Origin of the sequence: Curtobacterium sp. ZW137 (assembly GCF_003762905.1) — a bacterium.
GTDB lineage: Bacteria > Actinomycetota > Actinomycetes > Actinomycetales > Microbacteriaceae > Curtobacterium.
On record NZ_RJKS01000001.1, the window covers coordinates 846,216 to 858,566 of the forward strand.

Consider the following 12,351-nt stretch of genomic DNA (forward strand, 5'->3'; position numbering starts at 1 on the left):
CAGTGTTCGCATCTGATCACAGGTTGCCTCTGTCCTCATCCGGCCCGCTGCGACGCTCGGCGGGCCTCCGGACATCGTAGTCACCGTCGGCTCCGCGTCCGGGGCGCACGGCGCGGGCACGTCCCGCGACCGCCCGGCCGACGCGTGCGACGGCCGCCGGACCGGTTCGGAGCGAGCGGACCGAGACCGCGGTGCGGATCCGCTGCCGTCGGGTCCGGCCCTCCTGCAGTTGCCCGATCGCGGTGTCGGTCGCGTCCCACATCCGGTCCGCCGCGCGGTCGTCGGCGTCGCTCGGTCCGAACACCGCACGGTCCGCGAGTGCAGCGAGTCCGCTCCCGCCGTCACCGGGCGCGCTCACGGCGACCTCGCGCCGGGTGGCCGTCACCGGGACGTCCTCGCCCCGGTCGAGCAGGGCGTCGCGGTACTCGTCCCACGCGCCGGTGATCCGCGCGCGTGCGGTCGTCGCGCGACGTCGTCGACGCCGACGGACGCGCTTGACCAGGACGATCACGCCGAACGGCAGCAGCACGACCGCCACGAAGGCGAGCGTCCCGATCACCCACGGCAGCGCCGCGAGGAGGATCTGCAACCACAACGGCGGCTGGTCGGGGGTGTTCCGGTCGCTCTGCGGCGGTGCCTGCTGGTCCTGGTCCTGCTGGTCGGCAGGGGGCGGCGGGACGACGGTCTCGGGACGCGTGACCGGCTTCGGGGTCTGCTGCTGCTCCGCGGGGATCTCCCGGACGGCCGGGTTCGGGTTGATCGTCACCCAGCCCCACTGCGCGGTGTCCACCTCGATGCGGGCGGTCACGTCGGACCCGCGGAACGTCGTCGTCCCGGCGCTGCCGCTCGTCGACGCGGTGGTGCCGGAGTCCCCGCCGGCGGCGAACCCGAGCACCACGCGGGTCGGGAACCCGATGTCCTCGGCCATGAGCGCCGCGGCGACCGCGTACTGCTCCTGGTCGCCGAGCATCAGCGGGGACGTGAGGAGCTCCTGGATGCGGTCGGCTCCGTGCCCGGAGCGGCTGACGCGGTCGTCCCCCACACCGTGGCTGATATAGCCGTTCTGCTTGAGTGCCCGGATCATCGCGATCAGCTTCGCGCCGTCGCTCCCGGCGTCGCTCGTCGTCGACTCGACGGTGTCGCGCACCGCATCCGGCACGTTGCGGGCTGCGGGCACGGCGGCGTCGCCGGGCTGCGCCTTCGCGAGCTGCTCGTCGGTCGGCTGGTCCGGCACGACGGCGGTGAGGTCGTAGCGGGTGCCGTCGTCGACCCCACCGAGGACCGCCCCGGTCCCCGTGGATGCGTTGTAGAAGAAGGAGCCGCGCTCACGGTCCCCAGCGCTGCCGCCGAACTCGACGCGTTCCAGGTCGCCGACGGTCGGCAGCCACACGCCGCTGTACCCGTCGACGGTCACGCCGACGTGCACCGTCGTGCCCCGGACCCCGCGCACGTCCACGGAGGTCGGCACCCGCTCGAACGTGCCGGACGCCGACGCGCCGTCCGTCCCGCCCACCCGGTACGTCACCCCGTCGTACGTGTCGAGCGTCGCGATCCGCACGAACCCGTTCTCCGGCAACCCCGTCACCCGCAACTGCGTGGTGTCCGCCTCGGTCGACTCCTCGTAGGCGCGGAACCCGCTGAGCGGGCTGACGTAGTCGCGCGGGTCGAACGGCTTCACCACGTCGGTCCGCGCCACGGTCCGTGGCGTGCTCGGCGGTGCGACGAGTCCGAGTCCGGTCGCGACGACGGCTGCCGCGACGACGGTCCCGGTGCCGACGAGCGCCGGACGGAGCACGGACCTGCCGACCGCGACGGGGGCGCCGATGGTCTCCGCCACCGCGACCGCGCGGCGCGCGTGCCGCACCGTCACCGCCCACACCAGGGCGATCGCGGTCAGCGCGACCGCGACCACGATCGACGTGTCCAGTCGGCTCGGCCCGACGACCACACCGGCCGCGAACAGGACCAGTGCCGGGATGCTCGCCAGTTCCTGCCGGGAGGCACGGGTCGCCACGCTCACGGCCGTCACCGTGGCGACGAGGAGCGTCACGAAGAACGGGACCAGCAGGGCCTCGTAGGTCCCGACCGGCAGGCTGATGGTGATCAGGCGCTTCCACCCGAGCGCGACGCCCGAGTACAGGTCGAGGAGCCCGTGGCCGGTGGGCAGGAGTCCGGCGGCCTGGCCGGGAACGGCAGCGGGGACGCCGGTGAGCGTGAACGCCGCGACCGTCGCGACGGCCACGACGACGGTCGGCAGCCGGAGCACCGCGCCGAGGAGGGCGATGAGCGTCCCGAACACGACGGCCGTGACCGCGGCGACGAGCATGCCACTGTCGCGGTAGATCGGCCACCACGCGACGCTGGCGACGGCGAGCAGGAGCCAGACGACGAGGGTGCCGCCGACGAGCCGGAACGGGGAGACACGACGAGCGACGCGACGGGCCGCGCGGCGGGTGGTCCGGCGCGGCGGGGTCGGGGCCGCCGGGGGTGCGGGTGCGACGGACGGCGCGCTCATGCGGCGGCCGATCGGTGCAGCGCGAGACGGAGGTCGTCCAGGTAGCCGATGGTCATCACGGTCAGTCCGGGGACCCGCACGAAGCGCGGCACGGCTTCGGGTTCACAGATCACCGCGACGACCTCGACGCCGATCGGGAACCGCGTGGCCGCGAGTCGGAGTGCCGGCAGCTCGACCGTCGAACCGACGACCAGGAAGGCGACGGAGATGCCCGCGGTGTCGTTGCCGACGATCCGGGCGACCTCCGCCACGGGCAGGCAGGCGTCCGCGAGCGAGACCGTCGCGAAGTCGTCGAGCAGGCGCGTCGGCGTGATCGTGGGCAGCTCGTGCACCGCGTAGACCGGGCGCTTGGCGAACTCCGGGGTGCGCTCGGACACCACCACGGTCACCTCGCGGCCGTCGCGAACGGCCCGGCTGCCGAGGGACGCCGCCGCGCTGACCGCGAGCTCGAACTCCTCGTCGTCGGCGAACTCCGTCCGGGAGATCCCCAGCGCCACGACGAGGTGCGACCGCCGGGTGTCCTCGAACTGACGCACCATCAGGGCACCGGTCTTCGCCGTCGACTTCCAGTGGATCGTGCGGGGGTCGTCGCCCGGCATGTACTCGCGGATGGCGTGGAACGAGATGTCCGCCGGGGAGAGGTCCGTCGTCGCCTGGCCCTCCAGGTCTCGAACGAGGCCGGTGCTCGTCGCGGGGATCGCCACGGTCCGCGGGTGCACGATGACCTGCTCCCGCTCGGTCCACACGAGTTCGCGGCGCACCAGGCCGACCGGGTCCGCGCGGACACCGGTCACCGGGCCGACGTCCAGGACACCGCGTCGCAGGGTCGGCACCGGGACGGCACGCTCGAACGCCCCGCGCGGGGCGATGGTCGGGATCGCGACGTCGACCAGGCCGCTGCCGACCGGGACCTCGACGGTGGTCGGGACGGACGGCAGCCGGGTGGGGTTCTCCGCGGTCACCGTGACACCGGCCTCGTCACCGACCGCGACCCGCCGGACCGGCAGGCTCATCCGGATCAGCAACCGCGAACGGCCGATCAGCGCGACCGCCGCGACCACCACGAGCACGGCGCCGGCGAAGCCGACGACCACGACCTCACGCAGGCCGAAGCGGTACCCGACGACGAACGCGACGAGCGTGAGGACGGCCACGGTCCAGCCCAGACCGGTGACCACGGACGAGACCTCGTCCCAGGAGCGCGTGACGAGCCTCCAGACCGACCGCCACAGACGGACGACTCCGACCACCGCATCCGCTGCCATCCCGTCACGGTCGCCGACCAGGCGGGTCCGGACGTTCGTCAGGCCGGCGACCGTCCCCGTGCGCTCGTACGCCGTGCTCGTGCGACGCGACCGCGTCGACGAGGGGCGACGCGAGCGCGTGGAGACGGGCCGGCGGTCCGTCACGACGCGACCCGGTCCGCGGGCGGCGGGGTCTCCACGAGGAGCTGCGAGACGACACTGGTGGCGCTGACGCCGTCGAACTCGGCCTCCGCGTCGAGGACGAGACGGTGCGCGAGGACCGGCTCGGCGAGGGCCTTGACGTCGTCGGGGGTGACGTAGTGACGGCCGCTCAGCGCGGCGAACACGCGGGAGGCGCGCATCAGACCCATCGCACCGCGCACGCTGACGCCGAGGCGGACCTCGCTCGCCGCGCGCGTGGCGTCCACCAGGCGCGCGACGTAGTCCGCGATCGTCGCGTCCACGTGCACGGTCCGGGCGAGGGCGGCCATCTCGGTGATCGTCGCGGCCGGGACGACGCTCGCGAGCGGCACCGACGAGGACGGCGCGGAGGACGTCTCGAGGATCTTCACCGTCGCGGCGTGGTCCGGGTAGCCGATCGAGGTCTTCATGAGGAAGCGGTCGAGCTGGGCTTCCGGCAGGCGGTACGTGCCGGCCTGCTCGATGGGGTTCTGCGTCGCGATGACCATGAACGGGGCCGCCAGGCGGTGGTTGACACCGTCGACCGTGATCGCGGCTTCCTCCATCGCCTCGAGCAGTGCGGACTGGGTCTTCGGGCTCGCACGGTTGATCTCGTCCGCGAGGACGATGTTCGCGAACACCGGACCACGGTGGAACTCGAACTCCTGGTTGCGCTGGTCGTACACGCTGATGCCGGTGATGTCGCCGGGGAGCAGGTCCGGGGTGAACTGGATGCGGTTCGTCGAGCCCTGGACGCTCTGCGCGAGTGCCCGCGCCATGCTCGTCTTGCCGGTGCCGGGGACGTCCTCGAGGAGGAGGTGGCCCTCGCTGAGCATCGCCGTGACCGCGAGGCGGATGACGAAGGTCTTCCCGAGGAGCACCTGCTCGACGTTGGTCACGATGCGGCCGGCGACGTCGGCGAACCAGGTGGCCTGCTCGGGGGTCATGCTCATGCGGGGAGTTCTCCTCGTGGTGTCGGTCGTGCCCCGGGGGCACGACTCACATTGTCGCTGGTCGACGTGCGGTGGTTCAGCCGCCCGCGCCGGGGTCCGTGTCCGTGCCCGTGTCGGGCGGGGTGCTCGGGTCGCCGCCGGTGTCCCCGCCGCTCGTGTCGCCGGTGATGTCGAACGTGACCGATCCGGGGTCCGCCTGGCCGTTGACCGTCTGCTTCACCTGGATCGTGTCGTACCCGGTCGGCACGGTGTCGCCCTTGGCCCAAGGCTCAGCGGTGACCGGGTTGGTCTTGTCGCACTGGTCGAAGATGAAGCCGCTCTTGCAGTAGACGATCTGGTATGTCGGGCCGCCGAACCCGCCGTTGTTGTCGTTGATCACGGGCAGCTGGCCAACCGCGGCGCTCGTCACCGTCGCACGCGTCGTGAACGCGGTGACTGGGTCGAGGGTCTTGGAGGCGCAGTAGTCGTCCTCGGTTGCACAGGACGTCAGGACAACAGTGGTCGCGTTGCCGTACCCGGCACCTGCGCCGATCTTCGTCGACCCGTTGAACCGGGCCCGAGTGTTCCCGTTCACGGAGTAGTAGTTGTAGGCCCCGGAGCCCGACCCCGCGACGGTGATGGTCCAGTTCGGGCTGTTGAACGAGTCCTGCGAGACCGAGGCCGTCCCTGACGGCGCGTCCGGCGTCTCGAAGCCCTGCACGCTCGCAGCGTCCGACCCGGTGCAGAAGAGCCCGTTGTCAGCGAGGGCGACGTACCGGTACTGGTCCGAGATCGTGTCACTGGCCGACGCTGCGTTCCAAACGTACTCAGAACCGGACGTCGAGCAACCGCTCGGGATGGCGGCGCCCGCGCGGTACTTGACGATGCGCATCGACGTCGATCCGCCGGCCCAGTTCGATTCAACCGCGTTCAGCGACACTGCCGTCTTGCTGCCATCTCGGTCACCCGTCGCCGAAAGCGTCGGCTTCGCTGGTGCACCGATCGCTGTGCCCGTCGCGGAACCGGTGTTCCACTGCACCACCGTGTTGTCGCGATCGGCACTGTTCCGCGGCGAGACCGTCACCGTGTACTGCGCCGCGCTCTGGGCACCGCCGAAGGTCGCGGTCGTCGACGTCCCGGCGTTCTTCGTGGTGGACAGGCCAGGGCCGTCGATCGTGACGACGTAGTTGTTCACCGCGCTGCCGTTGTTCGGCGCCTTGACCGCGCTCCACGACACGTCGAGCTGGTTCGGGGTGTTCTTGTCCGCGGTGACGGTGATGTCCTTGGGCGGCGCCGGGACGAAGTCGGCGCTCATCGGTGCGGACTGCGTCGAGGCGTCCGACGCGCCCACGGCGTTCACGGCCGAGACGGTGAACCGGTAGGACGCGGTCGGGTCGAGCCCGGTGATCGTGCACACCGTGGCGAGCCCGCAGTCCTTCGCGACGCCGTTGGTCCCGGTGACGCGGTACCCCGTGATCGGCGAGTTGTTCGCCTGCGGGGTCGCCCACGTCAGCGTCACCTGGCCGCCGTCGTAGGAACCGGTCCGGGTGGGTGCGCCCGGGGCGTCGGGGACGTCCTGCACGGAGATCGTGACGTCACCCCAGACCGCGCGGTCGGCGTCCTTCGTGGCGTCGGACACCTGGTACTGCAGGTTCGTGTTGCCGGGCTTCGCGGAGTCGGACACGCTCACCTGCAGGCGGGACTTGTCGGCGCTCGGGGTGATGGTGACGCCGGAGGGCAGGCCGCCGGAGAGTCCACGGATGTTCGTCACGGTGAGCCGCTCGTCCGGGAACGGGTTGGTCGGCTGGTCGTTGGCGAGCACGTCGATGGTGGTCGAGGACCCCCGCTTGACGGTGGCCTTGTCGGCGCCGGGTTGGACGAGTGGTCGGGTGGAGGCGACGATCCCCACCTGGACGAGGCCGGACCTGCCGGAGTTCGTGGCGTCAGCCACCCCGACCCCGATCGTCGCCGTGGTGTTCTTCCGGGCCGAGTCGGCGACCTTGATGGTCAGACGCTGCCCCGAGATCGTCGCCGTGGTGCCCGAGGCGGGCTGGCTGACGACCGAGTACCGCAGCTCGGGGAGGTCCTTCGGGTACGGGTAGTCGGTCAGCTTCGTGAGGTCGATCGTCCGTGAGTCCCCGGGCTGCATGTCGATCGAGGACCCGGTGAACGCCGGCGGCTGGTTCGACCGCGGGGTGACCTTCACCGGCAGCACGAGGGTCGCGATGCGTCCCTTGCCGCCGTTCGCGTTCGACCCGTCGGTGACCTCGAACGAGATCGACGCGTTGCCGTAGTAGAGCTTCGCGGACGTGAACTGCAGCGTCGAGGAGTCGACGACGAGGTCGGCGCCGTTCGCGTGGGTGGCCTTCACCGTGCCGGAGTCGGTCACCTTCGCGGTCTGCCCGTTCGCGGTGACGACGTACTTCGACAGCGGGATGCGGACCGTCGCCTCGCTCTTGACGGTGATGGCACCGGCGGTCCGGTTCACCTGCGGGAGCGCGTCGTCGAAGCCGGGCACGTGGATGAAGCCGTAGGACACGATGTCGGGGTGGTCCTGGCGCGCCACGGAGAACGGGATGACCTGCGAGTCGTCGGTCAGCCGTACGACGATGCGTCCGGTGTCGTTGACCCTGGCGGTGTCGCCGTACCCGTCGACGACGCCGACGGTCAGGTCGGACGTCGAGCCCTCGGCGAAGAACACGTTCTCGAGGACGTCCACGGTGACGCTCTGCCGGTGCAGGATGTCCTGCAGGTCGAGGGTGGTGTCGTCGACTTCCGGGCGCAGCGGGCTGGCGTCCTTGTCGACGGTGACGGTGAGGAACGCGGTGCTCGCGCCGCCGTTCTCGTTCGCGACCGTGTAGAGCACCGCGAAGTCCCCGGACTTCGCCGTCTTCGGCGGGGTGACCCGGATCTCCTGCTTCCGGAGGACCTTGGCCGTGACGTCCTTCGCCGTGGGTTCGGCCTTCGTGACGGCGAGGTCACCGCCCTCGGGGTCGGAGTCGTTCTGGAGCACGCGGACGGTGACCGTCCCGCCCGGCCGGATCGTCACGTGGTCGGCCTCGGCGACGGGGTTGGCGGCCTGTTCGGCCCGCGGTGCGATGCCGACGCGGATCGTGCCGGTCGCACGGGCGCCGAGGGCGTCCACGACCGTGTACGTGAACTCGTCGGTCCCCGCGGAGTAGTCACCGGCTTCGTAGGTGAGGGAGTCCGCGGCGACGTCGCTCACGGAGCCCTTGTCGGGGTTCGACCCGACGCCGACGAGCTGGACGGAGTCGCCGTCGGGATCGATCGCGTTGAGCGGGATCGAGATCCGCACGGCCTGCCCGGCCACGACCCGCGCGGTCACCGTCTCCGGCACCGGCGGGTTGTTCGTCGCGCTGTCCTTCTCACGGACGGAGATCGAGACGGCGGCGTCCGCGGTCTGCCCGTCGGGACCGGCGACGCGGTACACGGCCGTGTAGTTGCCGGGGGTCTTGGGCGCGAGGTAGCGGAGGTGGTCCCCGGAGGCGAAGAGCAGACCGCCATCGCCCGGCACGTTCTGCACGAGGTCGGGCTGCAGGGTGAGCGGCTCGCCCTCGGGCTGGGTGTCGTTCGCGAGGACGTCGATGTTCGCCACGTCGCCGACCCGCACGGTCGCGCTGTCGGACTGCGCGACGGGCGGCTGGATCCGGTCGGGCTTCGGGATCTCGACCACGGTGACGGTGCCGGTCGCCGAGGCGAGTCCGTTCGTCTCGGTGTAGGTGAAGGTGACCGGGCCGTCGAGCGGCGCCGTGAGGGTGGTCCGGACGGTGTGCTGGTCGAGGATGCTCGCCTGCACGCCGGACGTCCGGTCCGGGCCGTCGAGCGCGGTGACGAGCAGGACGCCGCCGGCGGGGTCGATGTCGGTCGCGGTGACGTCGGTGTCCTTCGTGGACAGCGTGTTCACGAAGACGGTCTTCGGGGTGGTGATCGGCGCGGTGGAGGCGTCCGGCGGTGCCAGGACCGTGATCCGCACGATGCCGCTCGCGGTCTTCGTGCCGTCGGTCACCGTGTACTCGACCTGGTGGTCCCCCACCGCGTCGCCCTGCACCCGGAAGGTGCCGGCGTCGTAGCTCGGGGTGATCGTCACGCCGCTCGTCGACGAGACGCTCGTCAGGGTGACCGTGCCGTTGCCCCCGCGCACGTGCTCGAGGGGGTCGACCGTGAAGGCCTTGCCGGCGTACCCCTGCACCGGGAACGCGTCGGCGCGGAGCGGGACGCTGCCCTGCTTCGCGACGTGCACCGTCAGCGAGCCCCGGCCGTCGGCGCGTCCGTCGCTGACGACGAGCTGGACGTTCCGCTCCCCCGTGCGCCCGCTCGCGTTCCGGAAGTCGAGCAGACCGTCCGGTGTCGTCGACGCCTGGTCGCCGTCGGACGCCGTCGCCGACTTCAGGTAGACGGGATCGCCGTCCGGGTCGACCCAGTCCCCCAGGACGTTCGAGGACACGTGCCCGTTCTGGACGACGTCGGCGCTGGTGTCACGGACCTGGCGCGGGGCTTCGTTCTCGGAGTCCGGTCGCACCGACACCCGTACCGTCGCGCTGGCGGATCCGCCGTTGCCGTCGGTGATCGTGTACCGGAAGGCGACGGTGCCGCTGGCGCTGTCGCCGAGGGTGATCTGGAGTCGTTGGCCGTCGTCCACGATGGCGACGGAGCCGCCGGCTCCGTTGACCGTCCCGATCTCGCTGACCACGATCGGGTCGCCGTTGGGGTCGTAGTCGTTGAGCAGGACCGGGAGGCTCGTGGTGCGTCCCGGACGAGCGCCCAGATCGTCGTCGACCGCGACCGGCGGCTTCTGGTCCTTCTCGACCTCAGGGTCGTCGTCGGAGACCTGTTCCTGCTGCTGGTCGTCGTCCCGCTTGATGAGGTCGGCCCAGTTGTCGATGAGCTGGCCGCTGCGGTCGATCGCCCACGCACGGCCGGTCGACGGGTCGTTCGCGACGATCGTGTCGCCGTTGTGCACGATCTGCAGCGCCGCGGCGCCCGGCACCTGGTCGAGCCGCTGCAGGGCACGGCCGGCGCAGGTGTCGACCGCCTGACCGCCGCTCCAGGCCCCGTAGGTGCAGGAGCCGTCCACGTAGGGCCGGGCCGCACGCCCGGAGACGGCGAGGGCGGTGCTCGTCGCCGAGCCGGACGGCGTCACCCGGACGAGCCCGGCAGCGCCGGCGACCACGACCGCGTCGCCGTCGGTGGTCGACCGCTGGAGCGACGGGGACCCCCCGACCCGGTCGCCGAGATCGACCTCGGCGCCGTCGACCGACAGGGTGCCGTCGGTCCGGTCGAGCACCGCGACGTGGGTGCCGACGGCCGCGACCTGGAAGTCGTCCTTCCGGTCCATCCGCACGGTCCACCGCTTCGCGACGGAGAGCGTCGTGCCGACGTCGACCAGGGAGGCGGTCCCGGTGCGGGGTGAGTAGACGGCGACGTGGTCGTCGGAGGCATCGAAGACCGCATCGGCGCCGAGGGTCAGGTCCGCCTTGGTCGAGGCGTCGAACTCGTCGAGGTCGGACGCGGGCGTCGACCAGAGCTCACCGGTGTCCTGGTTGCCGATGACCGCGGTTCGGCCAGCGAAGAACACCTGGGGCGAGCCCGACGGCAGGGTGACGGCGTCCCCGACGGTGGCGTCGGCGACGTCCACCTTCGCGACCGTGCCCTTCGTCTCGTCCACGCTGTAGACGGTCGAGCCGCGCTGCAGCACGGACAGGGAGTCGGACGATGCCTCGATGGCGGTGTTCAGCTGCAGGACGGCGGTGTTCGCGCGACCGACGGCGCCGTACTCGGCCGAGGGGACCCACACGGTCCCGTCGCCGAGCGCCACACGCTGTGTGTGGTAGCCGCTCGACACGACGGCGGCGCCGGCGACGAGCGCACCGACGAGCACCGAGACCCCGAGCGTCACCGCTGCCGACCGGTGCTGCGTCAGGAGACGCCGGATCACGACCCGCTGCCGATCGTCGCGCACCGCTCGGCGCTCGCGACGCCGGTCTTGCCGTCACGGTTCACGGCGACGGAGATGCACTCTTCGTCGCCCTTGCTGCCGGAGACCACGAACGAGGTGCCGGACTGCTGGCTCGACGCACCGTTCGAGGAGATCACGTAGGTGTCGCCGTTGTGGAGGCCGGGGTCGGACCAGCGGAACGTCACCGACTCCGACGAGGAGGACGCCCGGACGTCCGCCACGGTCGGGATCGCGCCGGAGCCGACGCGGGACACGAGCACCGCGGTCGTCGCGGCGAGGGCGAGGACGACCACGGCGGCGAGCGAGCTCACCCACACGACTGTCCGGCGGGACCGACGCCGTCCGCGGGTGACCGAGCCGGTGCGGTGGACGGTGCCGACGCTCCGCGACCCGGTGGCCGCGACGCCGCCCTGCACCGGTCGACGCGTGCGTCGGCGACGGCCGACGCGGCTCGGGGGCTGCAGTTCGCGGACCATGGTGCGGTCGCCGTCCGGGGACGGCGTGGCGATGGACCAGGCTTCCACGGCGACGTCCGCCGCGGTCTGCGGCAGGCCGAGTTCGGCCTGGACCTGCTGGAAGCCGCGGACGAGCTCCATCACGGTGCCCGGCCGGAGCTGCGTCTTCCGGGACATCGCCGTCGCGAGCAGGCGCTCGAGCGACGGCGGGACGTCCGCTCGGCCGGTGGGCTTCACGCCGCCCTTGTCGATGCGGGACATCAGGTCCGACGCGCCGTTCTTGCCGCCGACCACCTCGAACGGGCTGCGGCCCGCGAGGAGCGAGAACACGGTGGCCGCCAGGGCGTAGACCTCGGACTGGATCGTGCCGCGCGACTCGTCGATGAGGACTTCGGGCGCCGACCACGGGATCGACATGCCGATCGGTTCGTCCGGGTCCGTCCCACCGATCGTCGCGGCGATGCCGAAGTCCGACAGGACCGGGTTGCCGTACGCGGTGAGCAGGATGTTCGAGGGCTTGATGTCGCGGTGCAGCACGCCTTCGCGGTGCGCGGTCTCGAGCGCGGACCCGATCCGGATCCCGATCGAGAGGACCTCGGACACCGGGACGGGCTCGCGCCGGTAGCGCTCGCTGAGCGAGGAGGAGCACAGCTCCATCACCAGGTAGGGACGGCCGTCCGCGGCCACGCTCGCCTGGAAGACGGTGAGGATCGAGGGGTGCGTGCTGAGGCGCGCCATCAGGTTCGCCTCGGCCTGGAACATCTGGCGGACCCGGTCGTCGACCACTTCGTCGAGCAGGACCTTCACCGCGACCTGACGGCGCGGCATGTCCTGCTCGTAGAGGAAGACGTCGGCGAACCCGCCGGAGCCGAGCACGTGGACCGGGCTGAACCCGGGGATGACAGGGGGTGTCGACGGCAGGCGTCGGGCCATCGTTCGCTCCCCTCCGGCCGACATGGCCCGTTGTACGTCGCGGCCTTCCATCCTACGGAAGCGAGACACCGGAACACTGCACACCAGCATCCGGTGGACGGCCACCGTCCCCCAG

General features: G+C 71.7%; 5 protein-coding genes. All 5 read right to left on the reverse strand.

The genetic code is table 11. From position 1 onward, the window contains the following. Nucleotides 1-16: 16 nt before the first annotated feature. Nucleotides 17-2,515 (reverse strand): transglutaminaseTgpA domain-containing protein, encoded by a 2,499-nt coding sequence (locus EDF55_RS03995; RefSeq protein ID WP_123653594.1) that lies wholly within the window; start codon nucleotides 2,513-2,515, stop codon nucleotides 17-19. Then, on the reverse strand, nucleotides 2,512-3,924 hold the full coding sequence (locus EDF55_RS04000; protein WP_123653595.1) for a DUF58 domain-containing protein: 1,413 nt from the start codon (nucleotides 3,922-3,924) through the stop codon (nucleotides 2,512-2,514). The genes EDF55_RS03995 and EDF55_RS04000 overlap by 4 nt, the downstream gene beginning before the upstream one ends. Next, entirely contained in the window at nucleotides 3,921-4,892 is a 972-nt protein-coding gene (locus EDF55_RS04005; protein WP_123653596.1) for a MoxR family ATPase, read from the reverse strand. The genes EDF55_RS04000 and EDF55_RS04005 overlap by 4 nt, the downstream gene beginning before the upstream one ends. Before the next feature lie 76 nt (nucleotides 4,893-4,968). After that, nucleotides 4,969-10,827 (reverse strand): Ig-like domain-containing protein, encoded by a 5,859-nt coding sequence (locus EDF55_RS04010; protein ID WP_123653597.1) that lies wholly within the window; start codon nucleotides 10,825-10,827, stop codon nucleotides 4,969-4,971. Further along, nucleotides 10,824-12,236, reverse strand: a complete 1,413-nt coding sequence (locus EDF55_RS04015) for a serine/threonine-protein kinase (protein WP_123653598.1) — start codon at nucleotides 12,234-12,236, stop codon at nucleotides 10,824-10,826. The genes EDF55_RS04010 and EDF55_RS04015 overlap by 4 nt, the downstream gene beginning before the upstream one ends. Nucleotides 12,237-12,351: the final 115 nt, after the last annotated feature.